The organism is Pedobacter sp. SG908, from assembly GCF_011759615.1.
Lineage (GTDB): Bacteria > Bacteroidota > Bacteroidia > Sphingobacteriales > Sphingobacteriaceae > Pedobacter > Pedobacter riviphilus.
On sequence record NZ_JAAOYY010000002.1, the window covers coordinates 1,070,476 to 1,093,823 of the forward strand.

Genomic DNA, 23,348 nt, shown 5'->3' on the forward strand with positions numbered 1-23,348 from the left:
ATTAAAATGAAGCATTTAGACTGAATGAAAACGATTTTGCATAAGGATAATCGATCCCACGTTCTCTTTTAACTGTAGAAAAATAAAACAGGTCGTTCATGTAAGCATTCAAAATCAAAGAGGAAATGCCTACTTTTTTTAACCATGTTTTCTGGTCGAACCTGTATCCCATGTTGATTGATTCACCACTTAACGAATTCTCTTGCTGGATGAACCTGGAAGAAATTGGGGTTGTACTGGTCAAAGAAATCCCCTTAAAACGGGCATTGTCTCCTGGCTTTTGCCACCGGTCGTATAATGCCCTTTTGTCCTGGTTCTCTGAAAGGCCCTGAAAACTGATATTCTCCACTTTTGAATACAGCGCATTATTAAAAATATCTTTGCCTAAAACATACCGCAGATAGATTCCCAAACTGGCGCCCTTATAGTTAAAACTCGTGCTGATTACGCCCTCAATTAATGGAGTGCCTGATCCGGACTTTACAATATCGGCAGGATCATAAGTAAAAGTATATTCTCCATTTTTCTTCAGGAAAACCTCCCTGCCGGTAGCGGGATCGATACCTTTTGAGGGCACGGCCCAAAGATCATCCGGACTATAACCATCCTTATAACGAATAAGAGAGTTGCTGTTGAGCTGTGCTGTATTTAAAGAAGCTAGGGTGTTATTAAAGTTACCATATTTGCTCTTATAAATAGAGCCCGTGTAACCGATAGTCCAAATTATCCTTTCGTTTGGCTTGTATATAGGAGAGAAATTAACGACAGCCTCAAGCCCCTTTGTGTCTAAATAACCAACATTTAGCGGCAGTTTAGAGACACCGGTTGATGAAGGCAGATCTACCGCAACAACAAGTGGAGAAGTTTTTTTTCGATATGCATTAATCGTAAAATTAAGTTGGTTTCCCCATAATGCAATATCGGTTCCAATATTACTCTGTACTGTTTTTTGCGCTTCCAGGTTAGGGTTACCCAAAGTACTTAAGAGTACACCTTGGCCATAAGGGTTGATTCCTGAAAAATAATTGTAGGTATCAATGGAAGAATAACTGGAGAAATTTTGATTTCCCGTTACACCTATATTGGCTCTTAATCTGATCAGGGTGATCCATTTAATATCTTTTATACCCTTTTCATTGTTTACATTCCAACCTAGTCCGCCAGAATAATAGGGTGTGTACGGATTACTTGATCCAAACGCTGTACTTCCATCGTATCGAATAGATGCATCGGCGAAGTATCTTTTATCGTAAATATAATTTGCGGTAAAAAGCAATGCGTCTGACCTCGATTTACTTTTTACAGATGATGGTCTCGAGTTTGGCTGATAAGAATAAGCAAAACTTGGATTGCCATTGCTGGCATTGGGAAACCCAACCGCTGTATAGCTACCATATTGATTATTATCTTCTCTGATCTCTGCTCTCAGGTCAGTAGTTAAAGCATGCTTTTCTTTAAATACTTTCCCGTAAGATAACATCAAATATCCATTATAATTAAAATTATCTGACCTGTTGTTGGTATAACTTCCTTTTTCAAATGCATTTGTGCTATCAAAAATCGTATTTAGTGGAGAAATGAAAGTTTGACCAGTTGTAATTCCCTTTTGGATTTGAAATGCAACCTGAGCCAATAAATTGTCCGTTAGGTTCACTTTTACCTGAAATGCATTTTGAATAGCAAAGTTTTTAGAACCGTCGTAACTATTTAAAGCGGCATTGTAAAGTGGGTTGGTTACATCGTAATTTTTATCAAGTTGTATAATATTATATGTTTGCTCCAAGAACCTTAGGTCTGTCCCAAGTTTGCGATAATATGGATTTGCTTTCACGTAGGTACTGAACGATCCATACGGAGACTCGGTCGTTTTATATCCATTTATTTCTGTGGTGTTGGAAATGTTAAATTTTCCTTTTCGATAAGAGAGATCAATATTTGCGCCCCATTCATCCCGTCCGGAACCTTTCATGGTAGCCTTATTTGTTTTATAACTTGCGCCTACTCCATACTTAATAGCCTCAGCTCCGCCAGATGCATATAGGAAATGTCTTTGAGAGAACCCAGTTTGTAATGGTTCGCTTAGCCAATAAGAATTTACACCTCTTTTAACCTCTTTCAACCGATTTGCGTACATCGCATCGAGGTCTTGCTGAAGATAGGCATTAGGAAATGAAAGGGTATACCTGCCTGCTAATTTTTCAAACTGAAGCTTTTCCTCTGCATTCATCATGTTATACCCACTCAGATCAGGCAGTTCTACGCTTAAATCTGTCGTATAATTTAGCTGAAGCTCTCCAGGTTTTGGTTTTTTTGTTTCAATAACTACTACACCGTTGGATGCCTTAGAACCATAAAGTGCCGTTGATGCTGCATCTTTTAAAATGGTGACAGAAGCTATACGGTTCATATCAATGCTGACTATCCTGGTTAACGAGGTCTCAAAGCCATCTAATATAAATAAGGGCTGATTGGGATCGGAGGCAAACTGATCTTGTAAAGTTGTTGATCCAATACTTGTTTTGCCACGGATTTCTATCTTCGGCAAAACATTTGGGTTTGATCCCGCCAGGTTATTTTGTATCTGTATAAAAGAAGGATCCAGCGTTTTTAAACTTTGTATAATATTCTGGTTTCCAATAGACTTTAACTGCTCACCGGTGAACGTGGCTGTTGCCCCTGTGAAACCATTTTTGCTGCGCTGTACAATACCGGTTGATATCTTCACCTCATCCAGGTCTTTAACGCTTTCTGTTAACTCAATCACAGATGAAAATGTTCCGCCAGGAATAATCTCCACATCAATCTCCTTATATTTGAAGCCAACGTGTTTAATCATAACTACATACTTTCCAGGAGGGATATCTGGAAAGATAAATACCCCATTTTTGTCGGTATAAGAGGTTTTAATCCTCTTTTCGGTGGTATATAAAACTACGGATACACTAGCAACCACAACTCCTTTTTTGTCTTTTACAATTCCCCGTATGGTTGGTTCTTTATTCTGAGCCTGCAGGTTTAAGCCCGTTAAAATAAAAAAGAACATCAAGAGAAATACATTTTTTAGTTTCTTCTTAGTAACGTATTTAATCATTTAGTTTTAGTTTAATTGCTGGTTTTCTATTTATTAATTCATATTTAATTGTATAACCCATGGTTGTTTTAGAAACTGTGAGGTTGTTTAAAGCGCATATCATATTTAAAAATCCTGCAGGATCATCTCTTCCAAATTCATATTTTCCGCTAAACACTTTTTTCCTTATCGAATTTTTTTGATAGTCAATTTTGATGTTCAATTCTTTGGAAAGCACATTAAATACAGTTACTAAAGATTGGTTGTTAAAAACAATGGCATCGCTGGTTATGGTAGCTCCGTCGCCAGAAACTACCGGATCGGCGATTTTAATGGGGTCTTTCTGGACAAATTCACTCACTTTAGTCGCATAATTCTTTTTATTTAAAGAAAAACATTGCCCTGGAGTCAAATAAACAGTCGTTACTCTTGCTGCCAGCAGCTTATTATCTGGCTTAATAACAACCTTCCCTTCTATTAATTTTACCTTGATGAACCTGCTCCTATGATGTGCGGAAATCCTGAAAATTGTACCGAGTGCGGTAGTGGCTAAGTTGGAGGCATATACAGTAAAAGGCCTTTTTTTATCTTTATGTACCCTAAACAATGCCGCCCCTTTCAGAAAAATATCTCTCTTGTTTCCTATAAAGGGTAAATAACTAATCTCACTATAGGGTTCAATTTCAACAATCGACCCATCAGGTAAATCATATTTTTCTGTTCTGCTACTTTTATTTTTCAGCACAATAGGAGTCTTTTGCATTTTTAAGCTAATGTTGCCAAAAGACTGGTTGCGTGTCTGTTGTGATGTGTATTGGTACAAAATGACCGTGGAGACGATTAATAGAACAGCCGCCGCATAGGAGAAGACCCTGATACGGGTATCTCTTCTGTTCTGTCGGTCAAAAATGCGATCCAAAATCCTTTCCATCATCTGCTCAGAAATTCTGTTGTCAATCTGTGGAGCGGATTCCATCTCCTCCTTTTCCACTTCATCCATGTAGGTGTTAAAGTTCACAGGAGCCTTTAAAAAACGGCTCACCGCGATTGCTTCTTCTTTACTGCATTTGCCGGCAAAAAATTTATCAATAAGGTTTTGATCAATTTGCATAATGGTATTACGTTTTTGAGCAGGGGTATCCCTAGCGCTTAAGAAAAAAAAATGAAGTATAGTAATGGGCTAAACAACAAAGCATTTGTACCGCATTTTACTGCGGTTAAATTACTTTTGAAGGATATAGATGAGAGCAATCCAAAAAGAAGAAAGTACGGCCTTAATTTGTTTGATCGCTTTTGAAACGTGGTATTCAACAGTTTTTGGAGAAATGGATAGTTTTTCGGCGATCTCTTTATGGGAGAAGCCATCGAACCTGCTGAGTTTAAAAACTTTTTTGCGCATAGGAGCCATTAATTCTAAAACATATTCAATAGCAGCTAGGGTATTTGTATATTCAGTAATGTTATCGGTTTGATCATTAACTTCTACCTTATTCAGGAGTTTTTGGTTAACTGCTTCCTTTCTGATCTGATCTATTAAAATTGTATAGGCCATTCTGGATATAATAGTATAAGCCGGGACCTCTAACGGTATAGATTTTCTTTTATTCCATAGGCGAATAAAGGTAAGCTGTACCACCTCTTCAGCCATATACGTCGATCCTGACTTCTTGAGGATAAAGAAATAAAGCTTTTTGTTGTACAAAGCATACAGGTGTTGAAATGCCGTTATATTTCCGGACTTAAGATCAGAAAGATGTTCCATTAAAATAATCCAATTTTTGAATTTAAAACCAAGCCTTTTGAGGCTATGCAAAACAATTTCCCCTAGGTTTTTATATCCAGGTTTGATTTATTCGGCAAATGTATAAAAAAACTACTAAATCGGTAGATTTTATAGTTTTTGTGTTGTGGTGAATTGAATATTGCCTGGATACTGCTTTGAGGGGACTTTTATTAATATTCGGAGGGGTTTCTTATTGGTGGCGCCAAGCGCTATGACGGTCCGTTGAAGAAAAATCGAAAAAAATCTCTCAAAAATTTGCGTAGTCAAATGGCTACATTTATATTTGTAGTCAAATAGCTACATGATGAATTTAAGAAGAGATGTATTTCAGGCCATTGCCGATCCCACACGCAGGGCAATATTACTGTTGGTAGCCACACAATCGATGACTGCGGGCGCTATAGCCGCCAATTTCGATACCGCCAGACCGACCGTTTCCAAACACCTGCAAATTCTTACCGAATGCGAACTTTTAGAGCAAAAACAGAATGGGAGGGAAGTACACTACCATACAAATGCCAAAAAGATGAAAGAAATAGCCGATTTTATTGAACCCTTCCGCAAAATGTGGGATGATAGGTTTAACAAACTGGAAGATATCATGAAAAATTATAAACCGACCAAATAGAACCAATGGAGCAGAAAACAAAAATAGCCGCCGAAAACGGTAAACAGGAAATCGTAATCACCAGGGAATTTGATCTTCCTGTTGAAATGCTTTTTAAGGCTTATGTAGAGCCCGAAATTGTTGCGCAATGGATGGGTACAAAAGTATTGAAACTCGAAAATAAAAAACATGGCAGTTATGTTTTCGAAACTTCAGATCATAAAGGGAATGTAGCCTTTGTAGCCAGTGGGGTAATCCACGAGTTGGTGCCCGAAGAGAAGATCACGCGTACATTCGAAATGGAAAATACACCTTTCGCCGCGCAGCTTGAGTTTTTAACATTCGAAAAACTAAGCGGTGATAGGAGTAAGCTTACCATGCATGTGATATATAAATCGGTTGGTGTAAGAGATCAGATCCTGTCGCTCCCCTTTGCTCAGGGCATCAATATGGCACATAACCGTTTGCAGAATATTGTAGGTCAATTAAAATAACAGATCATGACAAAGAGAAACAAAATTATCTATTGGATCGCCACAGTTTGGCTTTCCTTGGGCATGCTGTCTACGGGCATCGTGCAGTTATTAAAAATGAAAGATGAAGTAGCGCTTTTTACCCAGCTGGGCTATCCGCTCTATTTCCTCACTTTATTGGGCGTTTGGAAAATTTTGGGTGTAATTGCTGTGCTTATTCCTAAATTTACTTTACTAAAAGAATGGGCTTATGCAGGCTTTTTCTTTGCCATGTCTGGCGCTGTTTTTTCGCATGTCGCAGTGGCTGATCATAGCTTTTCGGCATATTTTGGGCCGATGTTGCTATTGGTTTTAACGGTGTTTTCGTGGTATTTCAGGCCTATAGAAAGAAAAATTGCTTTAAATTAGGCATAAAAATAAGTTGATATGGAACAGCACAAAAATAGCACTGAACCAGATAATACTGCCATCAGGACCACTTTGTGGAGGGCTTTACATATAAAAGTGGATGATACGCCGCATATCCTCCATGATGAAATTGGTCTGCAACTGGTTGCACCTTGAAGAAGCGTTGGAGCTAGTCCTGTCAACAGGATTTAAAGAAGCTAAAACGATCTCCACAAAAGACATGGAACAATATTATTTCGCCAATAGAACTGATGGACTTTTGCCAGCAAGTGGAGAGGTGTTTTTATTGGCCACCACCTAAACGAATAGAAAAATGAATACGAACCCTAAAGTTGATTTTTATTTTAATAAAGCCAAAAAATGGCAGGAAGCAGTAATCTTATTAAGAACAATTGCCCTTGATTGTGGCCTAACTGAAGAGTTAAAATGGGGCTGCCCCTGTTACACTTTTGACGGAAACAACATCGTTTTAATTCACGATTTTAAAGAATATTGTGCCTTTTTGTTTTTTAAAGGTGCATTATTGAAAGATAATGAAGGTATATTGATCCAGCAAACGGAGAATGTGCAATCGGCAAGGCAGATCCGTTTTACCACTGCATTGCAGATTATAGAAATGAAAGCAATTTTAAGAACCTATATTTTTGAAGCCATTGAAGTAGAAAAAGCAGGTTTAAAAGTAGATTTGAAAAAAACTGCAGAATACACCATTCCGGCTGAGTTTCAAAGTAAATTGGATCACATTCCTGATTTAAAAACAGCTTTCGAAGCCTTAACCCCAGGACGACAAAGAGGATACCTCTTATATTTTTCGGCGGCCAAACAATCTAAAACAAGGGCGGCTAGGGTTGAAAAATTTATACCGCAGATTTTGAATGGTAAAGGATTGGATGATTAGTTATTTGTGGCGTCAGATGTTTCCATCTGATACTGGCATAGTTATCCCGCAGCTTAACCGTTTTGCAATTCCAACCTCTAGTAAATTAACTACTCGCCTCAGGTAACATCTGAGGCACAATAAACCTCAAAACTAAAGTATTCATTTATTGAAATTGGAAAAGAACGTTTTGTTTTGAGAAATGAGCAGCTTGTAGTTCTTGGTGGTTTTTAGTTCTGCCATTCGCCGTAGCTCCAATAGAAAAAAACGGAGGCTAATGCTACTGCCGGGCTTGGGGACAGCGGTTTTTGCGTCCTGCAACTTCAAAAATGAAATACAGCTGTAGCCAATTAGCCCCGGTTGAAGCATTACCCTGCAGCAACGAGGAACGAGGCAGCGAAGCGTATAAGCGGAAAACGGGAAGAAACTTATTGTTTTACACAGGCGTTGCGCTTCAAATAGAAGTTATTCATTTATTGAAATTGGAAAAGAACGTTTTGTTTTAGGAAATGAGCAGCTTGTGGTTCTTAGTCCCGCCATTCGCTGTAGTTCCAATAGAAAGAACCGGAGGCTGCTGCTAACGGGTTTAGGGACGGCGGTTTTGCATTAGGGGGGAAACTTATTATTTGTACAGGCGTTGCGCTCCATATATAAATTAGTATTTTTAAAATTAAGCCTGAGCACCTAAAATTGAAATGATAATGAGCAAGAAAGAACTATCTGTAGAACAAACGCATGAATTGCTGGATACGCTGAAAACCCGTTTCGAGAAAAATATGGGCCGCCATAAAGGTATCGAATGGACTAAAGTTGAAGAAAGGTTAATTGGCAGGCCTGGGAAACTCTGGATACTCGACGAAATGGAAGTAACCGGTGGCGAGCCCGATGTTGTTGATTTTGATAAAACAACAGGCGAATACATTTTTTATGATTGTTCGGCAGAAAGCCCTAAAGGCCGTAGAAGTATTTGTTATGATGTGGAAGCTCTTGAATCCAGAAAAGAACATCAGCCAGAAAATAATGCTATTGATATGGCTGCTGGGATGGGTGTAGAGCTCTTAACAGAAGAACAATATCGCTTTTTGCAACAACTTGGACAGTTTGATACCAAAACATCGAGCTGGATTGTTACCCCTCCCGAAATCAGAAAATTGGGCGGTGCCCTCTTTGGCGATCGTCGTTACAATCATGTGTTCGTGTATCACAATGGCGCACAATCTTATTATGCGGCAAGGGCTTTCCGTGGTTTATTAAGAGTATAGCTAATGGTTACAACAACTTTTGATAGCAAAAGAAACGTAGTCCAGGGCGCTTGGCCAGGCCAATTTCGCCACTAAAGGTATAACCCAGTTTATGGAAAAGGGCTTGTGTGGCTTTATTTTCGCTATTGGTATCTACCCTTAAAATGCTAATGCCGGCTGCTTTGGCTACTACCTCTGCCTGTTGCATTAAAGCTTTGGCAATGCCCTTGCCCTGCTGATCGGGATCTACAGCCAAACGGTGCGTAACAATGGCTTTTTCGGTAATGCCCCAACCAGCATCGGCATACTCAGGATCCTGATCTGTGGTAATTGCAGAAACACCAACAATTTCATTTTCCAGCTCTGCTACCCATAACTGATCGATTTTAATGTCGTTGGCAAATACTTCGGGGTTCGGATAATCGTCTCCCCACTGAAAATTTCCTGCAGCACGCATTAAGGGTACAACTTTGCGTACCAATTGCATAATTAATGGTATATCTTCTGTAACGGCTAATCTTATTATCATGAAGGCAAAAATAAGTTTTTTGGTCAACTGTTTAAATTGCTTAATCGGTTAATTGTAGCCAAGCGCCAAACTGAGGGAACTGTTGGTTCATTTATCTCTTGGTGATTAATCATTTGTTAACAAATGCAGGTTTGAGAAGTAATTATCCGGTTAATCGCCGTTAAACGCCAAGTGCTTAGTCCTAACTACTTAATCTTCTTTGTGATCCAGACTAAACACCCCAGACTCCCTAATGAGAAAATCTTCACGCAATCTTCATCTTTATGACTGATATTTGAGCATATTGCTCTTCATCATATTCCGGCTTCTAAAAGGCTGTTAAGGAATTGTTTTCCTATTGTTTAATTCCAATTTTCATATTGTTAACTCAAGGTTAAACTTAATTTAATGTTAATATTGAATTAACATTAAGACTGTTGTTTTGTGCCAAAATAAAATAACAGAAAATGAAATCACGTATACTATCCCTAGTAGGTATTCTTGTGCTCCTGGTCACATTAGCTCAGGCGCAGGTTACAACATCTAGTATTAATGGAAAGATTAAGGATAACAAAGGTATCATCCCAGGGGCAACCGTTGTTATGGTGCACGTTCCAACGGGTACGGTATCTAAAGGTTCGTCAAACGAATCTGGGCTTTTCCGTATTGGCAACTTAAACCCGGGCGGGCCATACAAAATTACGGTAACCTTTGTGGGTTATAGCCCAGTAGTAAAAGAAAACATTTATTTAACCCTGGGTAACGATGTAAAACTCGATATCGATCTTCAGGAGCAAGGCAACCAATTGGCCGAAGTAAGTGTTAAAGGTCAAAAAGGCGGAACAAAATCTGGTGCCGGTACAAGCATTGGCGAAGGTCAGATTAAAACTTTGCCTACCATGAACCGCAGTTTGCAGGATGTTACCCGTGTAACCCCACAAGGTAGTAAAGATAATACCTTTGGTGGAACCAATTTTAGGTACAACAACGTAACTATCGATGGTGCGATCAATAACGATGCGATTGGTTTCAGTCCTTCGTTAGGTGGTCAGAGTGGAAGCTCGGGTATGCCAGGAAGCAGTACGCGTACCAATCCGGTTTCGCTAGATGCGATCCAGGATGTTACCGTTTTACTTTCTCCTTACGATGTTAAAGTAGGTAACTTTTTAGGTGGTAGTATTAACGCGGTAACCCGTGGTGGTACCAACGAGGTAGTGGGGTCGGTTTACGGTTATGGCCGTAACGCTTCGTTAATCGGTAGAAATAAAATAGGCGATAACAGCAAAGAGCCTTCTGCTTTTCACGATTACCAAACTGGTTTCCGCGTTGGTTTCCCGATTATTAAAGATAAATTGTTCTTTTTCACTAATGAGGAGATTACCCGTCGCCAGGATCCGGTAATTTTAGGTGCAGGATCGTCTGACATGAAATTGCTTACTGCAAGTGATGCGCAACAGATTTCTGATCGTATGGCAAGCGCTTATGGTGTAGATGCAGGCTCGTTCGGTAATTATAACATTTATTCGCAATCTAATAAATTCTTTAACCGTTTAGATTGGAATATTAGTGAAAATACCCAGTTAACCATCAGAAATAACACCATTATTTCGAAAGCAACAAACTTAGAGAGAGATCAGCTTAACTTTAGGTTTGGCGGTATCGATTTCAGACAGAACAATAACCAAACCTCAACTGTTGCTGATCTAAAAACCCGTTTCGGTAACTCTGCTACCAACAATTTAATTGTGGGTTATTCTACAGTGCACGATTACCGTGATCCACTTTCTAATCCGGCTGTACCGCAAATCGAAATTGCTGCGAACGGAGGAACATTGTTTTTAGGTACCGACCGCGAGGCGAGTATCTTCAATATGAAACAGAATACGTTCGAATTTACCGATAACTATACTTATAACTCTGGTATACATACCTTTACTGTTGGTACGCACAACGAATTTTACAACATCAATTACGGTTTTGTAAACGCATGGAACGGTCGTGTGGCTTATAGCAGTATTGCCGACTTCCTGGCGAACAAACCAAACAGGGTACGTACAAGTTATAACTACGACGATAATAGTCGCGATAATATTATTGCCAACCCAACTGCACAGTTTAATGTGAACATGTACAGTGTTTATGGTCAGGATGAAATCCGCATCGGCGATCGTTTTAAATTAACACCGGGTTTACGTTTCGATATGGCAAATTTACCTAATATGCCATCGTTGAGTTCAAAAACGACCAACTCTCCGGTTGATGCCAATTACGGTACAACTTATACCTATACACAGCCATCATCAATTACTGGAAAATTCCTGAACAAAATCCAGATTTCTCCACGTATTGGTTTTAATTTCGATGTATTGGGTAATCAAAGTTTGGTTATGCGTGGTGGTACTGGGTTATTTACCAGCCGTGTACCTTTTGCATGGATCGGTTATGCCTATTATAATAATGGTGTAAATTACGGCGCTTTTGATAAGTCGTATGTTTATGCAAATGCAGACCCTACCAAAATAGTAATGCCTGCACCTGGTTCTGATCCAATTAAAGACGCCTTAACGGGTAATGGCGAAGCAGGTTATGTAACCAACCAAGGTGTTAATGTTAAAGATGCAAGTGGAGCTACACAGGTAGATCTGGTTGATAATAACTTTAAAATGCCAAAAGCATGGAGAAGCAATTTAGCCTTCGATTATAAAACAGACGACCAATGGAAATTTACAGTGGAGGGAATTTTTAGCCAGGTGATTAAAGATGTACAGTTTCAGCAGATCAACTATGTAGATAATCCAAAATATATGGTTTATGATACGCAGAAACAACAGCCGATCTACTCTGGTGCGAAAATAAACCCACTATATACCAACGCATATTTATTATCGAACACTGATAAAGGTTATAAATACAGCTTAACTGCTCAGGTAAGTAAATCACTTCCTTTCGGTTTAGACATGATGGTGGCTTATACCTACGGAAGATCGAAAGATATTGCCAACGGTATCCGTAACTCTATGGAATCTAACTGGCAGTTAAACCAGGCACTTAGCCCTAACAACCCAGGTTTGGCCTATTCAAACTTCGATATCCGCAACAGGATTATCTCAACCATCAATTACAGATGGGATTGGCTTAAAAACGGTAAATATGTATCTAACTTCTCGTTATTCTTCAGCGGTCAGTCGGGTTCTCCATATTCTTTAGGTTTAGTAAACACCAGGATCAACGGAACCGGGCAGACAGTAAGTTTAATGTATGTACCAGCAGTAGGCGAAACGCAGAAATTTTTTGCCAATACACCTGATGGAATTGCACAGGCAGCAGCGTTTGATAGCTACATTAACGGTGATAAATACCTAAGCAGCCGTCGTGGTGATTTTACCGAGCGTAACGGTGCACGTACCCCTTGGAATGTTCAGGCTGATTTCCGTTTCTCTCAGGATATTCAAGTGGCAAAAGGGAAACACCCTCATATAGTTACAATAACTTATGATATTATTAACTTAACCAATTTGGTAAATAAGAATTGGGGAATCCAGTATTTCTCTCCTAATACTTATAACTCTATGGCTAGTATGGGTATCAAAGTTGCAACTGCGGGAACACCAACCGCTTACCCGGTTTATACCTTTGCACAAAAAGATGTAACCTCTTATTCAAGAGACTTCTTTGCATCGCGTTACCAGATGCAATTGGGATTGAGATATAGTTTCTAATTTTTATTAACATCAATATACAACGGTCTGATCTTTATAAGGTCAGACCGTTTTTTGTTTGGCGGTGATTATCCATCGTAATCATCCTATTTATGCAAAAGCCGTAAACCATAAACCTTATTGTAGTGAAAAGCCCGTAAGCGAGGCACGAGTGCGGACTTGTAATGGAAAGAAGGACTACAGTTACCGATGAAATACCAACTTTCATTTTCAAATGATGGGAGCATATTGATTTTAAGCAAAGACCTCCGCTGTGCAATAATCGATACGATCATTCTTTTCAATTTGCCATTATAAGGGATATTTTATTGTATGAAAATCAATATGAGTGATGTCGGTAGAGCCCGAAAAATTTATTAGGCCGGTTTTAGGTAGAAGGGAGATCCGTGCTATGGCCTAGCTATACGGAAATGCACAATATCTCAAGTCGTTCATTTGTAAGTGATTTCAAAATGGCGTTAGTGGTAGCGGCGTGTAATGCCGTCGAGAACCCAAAGGCTCACCGAAGCTAAATCTGTCTGGATAGATCTCTCCGCTTCGTGGTGCTCAGTTCGGGATAACGACTATTCGAAAACGCAGAAAATCTTTCTGATATATCCAATTAAACCTTTCCTATGCTCTCCCCGTCAAAAATAAAACACACAGCATAAAGCTTGATTTATTTTTCATTTAAAAAGTTAGGTTATGAAAAAGATTGTAAATGCATTGCTCTTATTGGTTATGGCGGTTAATTTTAGTGCATGCGTGGTAAGCGCACGTGCACCAAGGGCACACTGGGTGCGCGGGCATTATACTATTGGCCCTTATGGCGGTCGGTATTGGGTGCCTGGCCATTATCGTTAAAATCCTATCGGTCGGTGTCTCACCGACCGATTTTATAAAGTTATTTTTTTGCATAAACCTTCTTAAATCTGCGGGGAATTCTGCGCTTTGGTTCCTTAACCATTGCACTGATTACCGCAGAATTTACATCTCCCTGTTCTCTGCGCTTTACCTCTGTTTTCTCTGTGGTAAAAGAATGTTTAAGCTGTAACTTATGCGATTGTTGATTTAGATTGTAGGAATAAAATAATACATTAGCATTATTAATACGATTTTAGCATATGCAAGATGAAATTCTTTTACAGATAAGCGGAAAAATTAAGGAAAGACGTAAAGAACTTGGCATTACCGTTCAGGAGCTTGCAGATAAAGCAGAAGTAAGCAAAGGCCTTATTTCTCAGATCGAAAACAGCAGAACAATCCCATCATTGATGGTATTGATGGATATTATTAAAAGCCTGCAGATAGATCTGAACAGCTTTTTTAAAGACATCAATTTTCATAAGAAAGATGCCCCCGTTCTGGTGAAGCGAAAAGATCAATACCAGAAGTTCGAAAAGGAACAGGCAATAGGATTTAACTACTCGCGTATTTTAACCAAGAATATTAAATTTTCTACTGCCGATTTTGTGCTGCTCGAGTTGGAGGTAAATGCGCATCGCCCAATGGTGAAAACGGAAGCCTTCGAATTTAAGTACATGATAGAAGGTAAAGTAGAATACCAGTTTTCGAAAAAGAAAATTATACTCGAAAAGGGAGACTCCATGCTTTTTGATGGAAGGCTTTCGCATACGCCGGTTAACGTTGGCGATGGCAAAGCGCTAATGCTGGTCATTTATTTTTTTGAGTAATATTACTATAAACAAAGTTTATTAATACTTAACAAATATCTACCTTCATCTTTATAAACCAATCTTAGGTTTGGTAATAGAAAAATATGAACATGAAACCATCATGATTTTTTAAGCCAAAGGGGATGAATAAACGGGTCAAGCCTTCTTGAGCACCGTAAAAACATCTACATGGGTGAAAAAACTGATTGTTTCATCACAATTGAACTAAATTATAAATTGATGAAAAAATTTTTGAAAAGTACTTTAGTACTACTTTGTTTATGTGTATTTGCGCAGGCACAATCTAAAAAAATTAAACACGTTGTCTTAATTGGTTGCGATGGTTTTGGTGGCTACTCTTTGCCAGAGGCGAATATGCCTAATCTTAAAGCATTAATGGCCAATGGCTCATGGACTACCCAGGCACGCTGTGTATTGCCGTCTTCAAGTGCGGTAAACTGGGCCTCTTTACTAATGGGGGCGGGGCCAACCGAACATGGTTATACCGAATGGGATAGTAAGGTGCCCGAAATTCCGTCTATTACCAAAACATCTTATGGTTTGTTCCCGGGAATATTTAGTGTAATCAGAGATCAAAAAAAACAAGCTAAAACAGCTATTGTGTATAGTTGGAGCGGAATTGGTTATTTGTTTGAAAAAGAAGCTGTAAATATTATCGTTAGTGGAAATGATAAAGATGATTTTTGTGCCGATACTACTGCTGCGATTATCAAAAAAGAGAAACCTTATTTTACCTTCCTGCATTTAGACGAACCTGATGGTACAGGGCATTCAATTGGTCACCGTACACCGGCTTACTATAAACAACTTGAGCTGGTAGATCAGCGGATTGGTAAAATTGTAAAAGCAGTTAAAGATGCAGGTATTGCTGATGAAACCGTTATCCTGGTTACTGCCGATCATGGCGGAAAAGGTAAAGGTCATGGCGGTAAATCACTCGATGAGGTGCAGATCCCATGGATTATCTCGGGCCCTGGCGTTCGTAAAAACCACGAATTAAAAGATGCGATTATTACTTACGATACAGCCGCAACACTAGCCTGGTTAATGGGGTTACAGCAACCGCAAAGTTGGAGAGGCAGGCCAGTGTTAGAGGCTTTTACGAAATAATATGCCAAACCCTAAACGGTAAAAAATTAACAATTTGATAATTTTGAATTTGTTTACTAATAATAAACAATGTTTACTATTGTGTTTTTAAATGAAATACATATGTTAATCAAATTAGTGGTGTTTGGTATAATAAACAACATAAGCAGAAATTAGGATGGGTTTACTTCATCTTGCCCGTAAAAAAGCGCTTAATTGGCCTTATTGGTTAATTACAGTGCTTGGTGGTATAGCAGCATTTGGTTGTTATACCAGTATGTATGCCTTTCGAAAAGCTTTTGCCTCTGCTACTTTTGAGCACCAGGAATTTTTGCATATCGATTATAAAGTTTGGTTGGTTATTGCACAAATGCTAGGTTATACCTTAAGTAAGTTTTACGGCATCCGTTTCATTTCCGAATCGGGGAAAAGTAACCGGGCAAGGAGCATCATTTTTCTGATTCTTTTTTCTTGGCTTGCTTTGCTTGGATTTGCCTTGGTGCCTGCTCCCTACAATATTGTGTTTCTTTTCCTTAATGGTTTCCCTTTGGGCATGATATGGGGTTTGGTATTCAGCTATCTGGAAGGAAGAAAAACAACCGAATTTATGGGCGCATTAATGTCGATCAGTTTAATATTTGCCTCAGGTTTTGTTAAAACGGTAGCGCGTACGCTAATGTCGTTTGCTTCAGTAAGCGATTATTGGATGCCTTTTCTTACCGGACTGGTTTTCCTGCTTCCATTGTTCCTTTTTGTTTTTTGCCTGGAGGTTATTCCACCACCTTCAAAAGAAGATCAGGAGCTACGTACCAAACGGGTACCGATGGATGCGAAACAACGCAGAAAGTTTATCACCACATTTTTGCCAGGTATCATCTTAACCATTATCATTTACGTACTGCTTACCTGTATCCGCGATATGCGCGATAATTTCGAAGTAGAAATCTGGAACGGCTTAGGTATCCATAACAACCATATCTACACGCAGATTGATACCCTGATTTCGGTTGTGGTATTGGTGATGATGGGGCTTTTAATCCTGATCAAAGATAATCTTAAAGCCTTCACTGTGATCCATATCATGATTATTTCGGGCTGTTTGCTAATTGGCGCAAGTACATTCTTTTTCGATAGGGGCTACATTGGGCCGGTAAGCTGGATGGCTTTGCTGGGAATGGGCCTGTATATGGCCTATATTCCGTATAATGCTATTTTTTTTGAACGGATGATTGCCAATTTTCATTACAAAGGCAATATCGGTTTTATTATGTATGTGGCCGATTCAATTGGCTACGTAGGTAGTTTTTCGGTATTGATGATGCACGAATTTGGCGAAACGAATATTAGCTGGATGCATTTCTTTAAACAGTGTTTGTTTGCTGTACCACTCATTGGGGGGGCTTGCAGTGTACTCTCGCTGATTTATTTCAGGAGGAAAACATTAGCTACGAATAAAAAGATACGAACAACGAAGCAGATGGTTTTAACAGGGAAATAAATTGTGGGTTCGATTAATAATATACCTTTAAAAGATCTCCTGTAAATATTTTACTTTATAGTCGTCGCCCTGAATTTATTTCAGGGTCTATTTAGTAGAAAGATGCTGAAACAAGTTCGGCAAAGACGATCTCATTATGTAATGGGGTTAAAAAATGACCATTAGAATAAATCTTAATGATGTAAATAATTTTAAAAGCATCTTAAAAAATAAACAAACAATGAATAAACATTTCGATCTTATTGTAATTGGTGGAGGTATTTTAGGAACATTCCATGCTTACCATGCTTTACTTTCGGGCAAATCTGTTTTACAGCTCGAAAAAGACAATTTTCCGGTAGGCGCTACCGTGCGTAATTTTGGCCAGGTGGTGCCATCGGGTATGGAAGCTGAATGGTTCGAATACGGTGTTGCTGGTTTAGAGATTTATAAATCCATCCAGCAAGAATTTGATATCTCCGTGCAGCAAAATGGTAGTGTTTATATCGCATCAGATAATGATGAGCAGACCCTGATCCATGAACTAAAAGCGCATTATGATACCATCGGTTACGAAACCGAATTGCTTAGTCAGCAAGCAGTTTTAAAGAAATATCCTGCTATTAAATCTTCTTATGCCAAAGAAGCTATCTTTTTTCCGCAGGAAATTAGTGTAGCACCAGATCAAATGATCCATCGCCTGCACGAATATATGCAGACTAAATTTGAACAGTACACACTTAAATACAATAGTCCGGTTACGGCCTGCGAAAGCAAAGGAACTGGTGTAGCGGTTGGTTTAAGAAACAATAGCGAACTTTTTACAGCAGAGAAAGCCATTATCTGTAACGGTTACGAATTTAAATTGCTTTATCCTGAACTGTTTAGTGAAAGTGGTATTGTGGTAAGTAAGCTACAGATGATGCGTAGTATTCCTATGCCAGAGGTTACTTTAGCCGGTAATATTTTAACCGGACTAACCACCAGGCGTTACGAGAGTTTTGAGCACTATTGCCCTTCTTTCAAAAGCATTACAACTCCCGAACATTACGATGAATTGAAAAAATGGGGTATCCATATCCTGTTTAAAAAGGCTGCAGATAATACAATCATTATTGGCGATTCGCACGTATATGCCGACGTAAACCATTTCGATGAGCTTGGTTTCGATTTAAGCCATCATATTAATGAGCTCATGCTCGAAGAAGCGGCCCGGATTGTTAATTTTGATGTGCGCAAACTGCAAAATACCTGGGCCGGATTTTATCCGCAACACGCAACAAAACACATTGTAACTTACGATCTCGACGATCGAATCCATATCCGTACGGCTATTGGCGGTAAAGGAATGACCGCCAGTGCAGGTTATGCTGCAGAAAGTATTAAGAAAATATTTAGTTAACAAATACTAAACAAAAATAGGGGTTTTTGTTAACTAAAAGTTGGCATTAGGATAACATGCATATCTTATCATTGCATCTATAAAACTAAAAAATTATAGATAAATGAAACATCTCTACAAGATGAAGATGTGCATGGTAGCTTTATTGCTGTTGTGCCTCACGCCTTATTTTACTTGGGCACAAACAAAAATTGCTGGTCTGGTTAAAGACGATGCGCAACAGCCGATCCCAGGCGTTAGCGTACTGGTAAAAGGGACTAAAAAAGCTACTTCTACCGATCAGTCGGGGCGCTTTACCCTCGATGCCAAAGCAGGCGAAACACTTGTTTTTAGTTCGATCGGATTTTTGCCGCAAGAAGCTCAGGTTACGGGCGCAAACCTGACTGTAACATTAAAAACAGACTCAAAAAACTTAAACGAGGTAGTGGTTACCGCTCTCGGTATCCGTAAAGAGAAACGGAACCTGGGGTATGCCATTCAGGAAGTAAAAGGTGCCGATCTGGTAAAAGCCAGAGAAGCTAATCCGGTAAACGGATTGGTAGGAAAGGTTGCTGGTTTAACTGTTGGTGTATCTTCAGAGCTTTTGGGCCGTTCATCGCTTTACCTTCGTGGCAATGATGTTAATTTGGTAGTGGTAGATGGGGTGCCGATCAATTCGGACACCTGGAACATCAATCCCGATGATATCGATACTTATACTGTGCTTAAAGGCCCTGCAGCTGCTGCGCTTTATGGTTATCAGGCTTATAATGGTGCATTATTAATTACCACTAAAAGAGGTAAGCTAAGCGATAAGGGTTTTACAGTAGAGTTAAATTCGAGCACCCAATTTAACAAAGGGTTTATCGCTTTGCCGAAAAGCCAGGATGAGTATGGGCCAGGTGAGCACAGTGCTTATGCTTTTGGCGATGGAAAAGGCGGTGGTTTAAATGATGGTGATTACGATATCTGGGGGCCAAAATTCGATGGTCAGTTGATTCCTCAATATGACAGCCCGATTGTAAACGGCGTGCGCCAGGGTACGCCATGGGTAGCACGTGGAAAAGATAACTTAAAGCGTTTTATCCAAACGGGGCTGCTTTCTGCCAACAACATTGCCTTATCTTCTGCAACAGATAAGTATAATTTAAGGGTTTCTATTTCCAATAATTATCAAAAAGGAATTATACCGAACACACAATTAAATATCAACAATTTTAATGTGAGTGGTTCGTATAATATCAGTCCGAAACTAAGAGCAGAAGCCTATATCAATTACAGCCGTCAGTTTTCTGATAATATCCCTGATGTAAACTATGGCCCTAACAGTATAATTTATAACATGACCCTTTGGGGTGGTGCCGATTGGAACATCGACGATATGAAAAATTACTGGCAGCCAGGCAAAGAAGGTATCCAGTCTATCTATGCCGAATACCAACGTTACCATAATCCTTATTTTATGTCGTACGAATGGTTACGCGGACATAAAAAGAACGATATTAACGGTTATGCGTCATTAAACTATAACGTAACCAAAGGATTGGATGTGTTATTAAAAACGCAGATTTCGACTTACGACCAGTTAAGGACAGAGAAAATGCCATTTTCTGCTCACCCTTACGGACGTGAAGAAGGTTTGGGTGATTATAGGGAAGACCGTCGTAGCATGTTCGAAAACAATACCCAGTTGATATTAAAATTTAACAAAAACGTTGGTGATTTATTCGAAATCAGTGCTTTTGGTGGCGGTAATGCCCGTAACTTCAGTTACAATTCGAGTTTTACCACTACAGACTATTTAAATGTTCCGAACGTATATAACTTCTCGAACTCTAAAAACCCGGTAAAAGCCTTCAATTTTAACTCTAAAATGTTGGTGTTAAGTGCTTTTTACTCGGTTGATTTAAGCTTTAAAAAGTATCTGAATATCAATACCACAGGTCGTGTGGATAAAAACTCTGCACTTCCACCGCGTAATAATTCAGCATTTTATCCTTCAGTTTCGTTAAGTTCGGTAGTTTCTGATTATGTAAAAATGCCTGCTTTTATCTCTTTTGCTAAAGTAAGGGCATCGTATGCCAATGTTAAAGACCCTGGTTTGGGTACACAGGACTTTATCGGTGCAACGCCGTTACAAAGTTATCCGGTTGGTTATGGCGCTGAATATACTTCGTCATATGGTGGCCCTGGCTATGGTCTTTCTTCGCCATACAGCATCAGGCCAACCTACAATAACCAAACAGGTGCCTATTATACCAATAACCTGATCGACCTGAATGCGGTAAAAGCTCAAAGCCGGACCAATTACGAAGGTGGTATAGATCTTAAATTCCTTAAAAACAGGTTAGGTTTCGAAGCTACTTATTTCAGGTATGTTGATGGGCCGAAAATTATCAGACAAAATATCTCAGCAGCTACAGGCTACCAAACCAATACCATCAACGGCCGTAAAACGCAAAACAGTGGTGTGGAGTTAAGTTTATCAGGCACGCCAATTTTGACTGATAAATTTGGTTGGGATGTTATGATCAACTGGTCTACCTACAAACAGATTTACAAAGAACTTGCCCCAGGCGAAACCTCAGTTGATCAATTCTTTAAAACCGGCGATCGTATAGACAATATCTACGGTTCTGTTTTAGCCAAAACACCAAGCGGACAGGTGATTCATACTTCAAGCGGAACGCCGATTTCGTTACCAGTTAACCAGTTGTTAGGTCATGCCGATCCAAACTGGGTATGGAGCATCGGTAATAAATTCAGGTATGAGAATTTCTCTTTCAGTTTCCAGTTAGATGGTAAAGTGGGTGGAGTAATGCAAGATTATGTGCGGTTAAAATCGTTCCAGGGCGGTCGCCAGATCGAAACCATTCAGGGTAAAATGGGCGAAGCCAGATATCAGGATTACCTGCGTGTAAACGATCCTACATATAAAGGTACATGGGTAGGCGATGGTGTAGTTATTGCCAATGGGGGTAAACTTAACTTCGATCCGGTTACTGGTGTAATTACCAATTATGGCGACCTAACTTTTGCGCCAAATACCACTCCTCAGCTTTTGCAGGATTATCTGGGTGTTTTTTACGGTGCCAAAGAAAACACCATGATGAGCCGTACATACGCCAAATTACGCGAAGTAACCTTTGGCTACCAGTTACCTAAAAAATTATTGGAGCGCACGTTTATCAAATCGGCCAATATTTCGGTAGTTGGACGTAACCTGTTGTACTTTATCAATTCTACCTATAACGATGTGGATGTAGACCAATATTCGGGTAGAGAAGGGACTTCTACGCTACAAACACCAACTACCAGAAGTGTAGGCTTTAACCTTAATGTTACTTTTTAATCGCTATAACATGAAATTAATATATAAAATACTGTTCCTCTTCATCATTGTTGCTGTTTGTGGCGGATGTAAGAAAGAATTTGAAGAAAATTTTAAAAATCCAAACCAGGCCGAAACCGTTCCGCCGAACTTATTGTTGAACGGTATTTTGTTTGACATGTACGAGGCACCTTTTTCGGGCTCAGAAAGATGGAATCAGTATACTGCTGCCAACTATTTCTACTATGCAACCAATAATTACGATTGGACAGGTGCTTCTTTAGATTATACTACCCTAAAAAATATAGTAAAGATGGAAGAAGAAGCCAACCGTTTAGGTGGTGCAGTAGCTAAACCTTACCTGGCTTTGGCTAAATTCTTTAAAGCGTATTTCTTTGTGAAAATGAGTTTGAAAGTGGGCGATTTACCGATGACGGAAGCCTTAAAAGGGTTTGCCAACCTTACTCCAAAGTACGATACTCAAAAAGATATCTTTAAACAATCGTTAACATGGTTAGAAGAATCGAACAACGATTTATCGGCTTTAATTATTGCGGGCAATAAAGAATTAAAAGGCGATATCTATCTTAAAAATGACCTGGTTGCCTGGCAAAAGGTAGTGAATACTTTTAAGTTGAGAACTTTGATCCAGTTGAGTGTTAAAGTAGATGATGCGGACTTACAGGTAAAACAACAATTTGCTGCGGTATTGGGCAACCCGACCAAATATCCGGTTATGGAGAGTATGGCCGATAACCTACAGTTTGTATACAACGAAAGTTTTAATAAATACCCGAACAATAAAGATAATTTTGGTAACGATGCTTTGCGTTATAACATGGCGGGTACTTATTTAAATACCCTTTCGAGTTATAAAGATCCTAGGGCTTATATGGTTGCTGAGCCGGCAAGAGGAGTAGCGGAGGCCAACGGTTATGCCATTACCGATTACCGGAATTTTGTGGGAGCAAGTACGGGTGAAGATCAGGGTGTGATGTTGGATAAGGTACAAAAAGGTTTGTATTCGCTTATTGGCCGTTATAGGTATTATAGTGGTTATACTGCCGAAAACACCTTCATTATTTCTTATCCCGAGCTCTGTTTTATCAAAGCGGAGGGTATTAACCGTGGCTGGGCTACAGGCGATGCCGAAAGCTGGTATAAAAAGGGTATCCAAGCCTCTATCGGTTTTTATGGTATCAAGGATGGCGTTAATGTGGTTACCTTCCTAAAAAAAGATGGTAAACTTGGCGAATTTGAAACTTACAATGTAAACTTCACTTTCGAAACAGATTATTACGCACAGCCTGTAATAAAATATGCTGGCAATACAGCTGAAGGCTTAAAGCAGATCCTTACCCAAAAATACCTGGCCTATTTCCGTAACTCTGGTTTTGAAGCTTATTACCAGTATCGCAGAACGGGTATCCCCGAATTCCAGGTGGGGCCAGGTATAGGTAATAGCCAAAGGATTCCGAAACGTTTTCAGTACCCTACTATTGAAAGGACAACTAACGGTGAAAACCTAAAACAGGCCTTACTTCGTCAATATAACGGAACTGATGATATTAATCTGGCACCGTGGATCGTTAAACCTTAATTGAGTTGTTAACAATTTGATATTCAGTTTGAAGTATGGAAAACAATCCTCCGCTATAAAGTGAGGATTGTTTTCTTAAATAATAATTGAATTAATTTTTGCATAAAT

Annotated in this window: 18 protein-coding genes; 14 read left to right on the forward strand and 4 right to left on the reverse strand. The window is 39.3% G+C overall.

Features of this window, described 5'->3' with window-relative positions; all coding sequences use genetic code 11:
- Nucleotide 1: 1 nt before the first annotated feature.
- The 3 genes from FHT21_RS19675 to FHT21_RS19685 form a co-directional block, all read right to left on the reverse strand.
- A complete protein-coding gene (locus tag FHT21_RS19675; RefSeq protein WP_167296420.1) occupies nucleotides 2-3,091 on the reverse strand; it encodes a SusC/RagA family TonB-linked outer membrane protein in 3,090 nt (1,029 codons plus the stop codon).
- On the reverse strand, nucleotides 3,084-4,181 hold the full coding sequence (locus FHT21_RS19680) for a FecR domain-containing protein (RefSeq protein ID WP_167296421.1): 1,098 nt from the start codon (nucleotides 4,179-4,181) through the stop codon (nucleotides 3,084-3,086). Before FHT21_RS19680 ends, FHT21_RS19675 begins: the two co-directional genes overlap by 8 nt.
- A 111-nt stretch (nucleotides 4,182-4,292) precedes the next feature.
- Complete coding sequence (locus FHT21_RS19685) at nucleotides 4,293-4,832, reverse strand: sigma-70 family RNA polymerase sigma factor (RefSeq protein ID WP_167296422.1); 540 nt, start codon at nucleotides 4,830-4,832, stop codon at nucleotides 4,293-4,295.
- A 325-nt stretch (nucleotides 4,833-5,157) separates the two neighbouring features.
- Between FHT21_RS19685 and FHT21_RS19690 the strand changes: the two genes are divergently transcribed.
- The 6 genes from FHT21_RS19690 to FHT21_RS19720 all read left to right on the forward strand — a co-directional run bounded on the left by FHT21_RS19690 (nucleotide 5,158) and on the right by FHT21_RS19720 (nucleotide 8,480).
- Nucleotides 5,158-5,481 (forward strand): metalloregulator ArsR/SmtB family transcription factor, encoded by a 324-nt coding sequence (locus tag FHT21_RS19690; protein ID WP_167296643.1) that lies wholly within the window; start codon nucleotides 5,158-5,160, stop codon nucleotides 5,479-5,481.
- A 5-nt stretch (nucleotides 5,482-5,486) separates the two neighbouring features.
- Nucleotides 5,487-5,954: an SRPBCC domain-containing protein gene (locus FHT21_RS19695; protein ID WP_167296423.1), complete on the forward strand. Its 468-nt coding sequence runs from the start codon at nucleotides 5,487-5,489 to the stop codon at nucleotides 5,952-5,954.
- Nucleotides 5,955-5,960: 6 nt separating this feature from the next.
- Nucleotides 5,961-6,341, forward strand: coding sequence for a DoxX family protein (locus tag FHT21_RS19700; protein WP_167296424.1), 381 nt, complete (start codon nucleotides 5,961-5,963; stop codon nucleotides 6,339-6,341).
- A gap of 121 nt (nucleotides 6,342-6,462) precedes the next feature.
- The gene (locus tag FHT21_RS19710) at nucleotides 6,463-6,642 is read left to right on the forward strand and encodes a hypothetical protein (protein ID WP_208398987.1); all 180 of its coding nucleotides are present in this window, start codon (nucleotides 6,463-6,465) and stop codon (nucleotides 6,640-6,642) included.
- A 12-nt stretch (nucleotides 6,643-6,654) separates the two neighbouring features.
- A complete protein-coding gene (locus tag FHT21_RS19715; protein ID WP_167296425.1) occupies nucleotides 6,655-7,239 on the forward strand; it encodes a YdeI/OmpD-associated family protein in 585 nt (194 codons plus the stop codon).
- A gap of 674 nt (nucleotides 7,240-7,913) precedes the next feature.
- On the forward strand, nucleotides 7,914-8,480 hold the full coding sequence (locus FHT21_RS19720; RefSeq protein ID WP_167296426.1) for a DUF4256 domain-containing protein: 567 nt from the start codon (nucleotides 7,914-7,916) through the stop codon (nucleotides 8,478-8,480).
- Between the two features lie 7 nt (nucleotides 8,481-8,487).
- Here FHT21_RS19720 and FHT21_RS19725 read toward each other — a convergent pair whose 3' ends face one another.
- Nucleotides 8,488-8,988, reverse strand: a complete 501-nt coding sequence (locus FHT21_RS19725) for a GNAT family N-acetyltransferase (RefSeq protein WP_167296427.1) — start codon at nucleotides 8,986-8,988, stop codon at nucleotides 8,488-8,490.
- A gap of 446 nt (nucleotides 8,989-9,434) precedes the next feature.
- On the opposite strand from FHT21_RS19725, the gene FHT21_RS19730 reads away from it, so the two are divergent.
- The 8 genes from FHT21_RS19730 (at nucleotide 9,435) to FHT21_RS19765 (ending at nucleotide 23,240) form a co-directional block, all read left to right on the forward strand.
- Nucleotides 9,435-12,686, forward strand: coding sequence for a carboxypeptidase regulatory-like domain-containing protein (locus FHT21_RS19730; RefSeq protein WP_167296428.1), 3,252 nt, complete (start codon nucleotides 9,435-9,437; stop codon nucleotides 12,684-12,686).
- A gap of 684 nt (nucleotides 12,687-13,370) precedes the next feature.
- Complete coding sequence (locus FHT21_RS19735; protein ID WP_167296429.1) at nucleotides 13,371-13,529, forward strand: hypothetical protein; 159 nt, start codon at nucleotides 13,371-13,373, stop codon at nucleotides 13,527-13,529.
- A gap of 260 nt (nucleotides 13,530-13,789) precedes the next feature.
- The gene (locus tag FHT21_RS19740; RefSeq protein ID WP_167296430.1) at nucleotides 13,790-14,359 is read left to right on the forward strand and encodes an XRE family transcriptional regulator; all 570 of its coding nucleotides are present in this window, start codon (nucleotides 13,790-13,792) and stop codon (nucleotides 14,357-14,359) included.
- 222 nt (nucleotides 14,360-14,581) lie between these two features.
- A complete protein-coding gene (locus FHT21_RS19745) occupies nucleotides 14,582-15,472 on the forward strand; it encodes an alkaline phosphatase (protein WP_167296431.1) in 891 nt (296 codons plus the stop codon).
- A 157-nt stretch (nucleotides 15,473-15,629) separates the two neighbouring features.
- Nucleotides 15,630-16,949, forward strand: coding sequence for a DUF5690 family protein (locus FHT21_RS19750; RefSeq protein ID WP_167296432.1), 1,320 nt, complete (start codon nucleotides 15,630-15,632; stop codon nucleotides 16,947-16,949).
- Between the two features lie 220 nt (nucleotides 16,950-17,169).
- Nucleotides 17,170-18,330 (forward strand): TIGR03364 family FAD-dependent oxidoreductase, encoded by a 1,161-nt coding sequence (locus FHT21_RS19755; protein WP_167296433.1) that lies wholly within the window; start codon nucleotides 17,170-17,172, stop codon nucleotides 18,328-18,330.
- Between the two features lie 103 nt (nucleotides 18,331-18,433).
- The gene (locus FHT21_RS19760) at nucleotides 18,434-21,661 is read left to right on the forward strand and encodes a SusC/RagA family TonB-linked outer membrane protein (protein WP_167296434.1); all 3,228 of its coding nucleotides are present in this window, start codon (nucleotides 18,434-18,436) and stop codon (nucleotides 21,659-21,661) included.
- Nucleotides 21,662-21,671: 10 nt separating this feature from the next.
- Nucleotides 21,672-23,240, forward strand: a complete 1,569-nt coding sequence (locus FHT21_RS19765; protein WP_167296435.1) for a SusD/RagB family nutrient-binding outer membrane lipoprotein — start codon at nucleotides 21,672-21,674, stop codon at nucleotides 23,238-23,240.
- Nucleotides 23,241-23,348 lie beyond the last annotated feature (108 nt).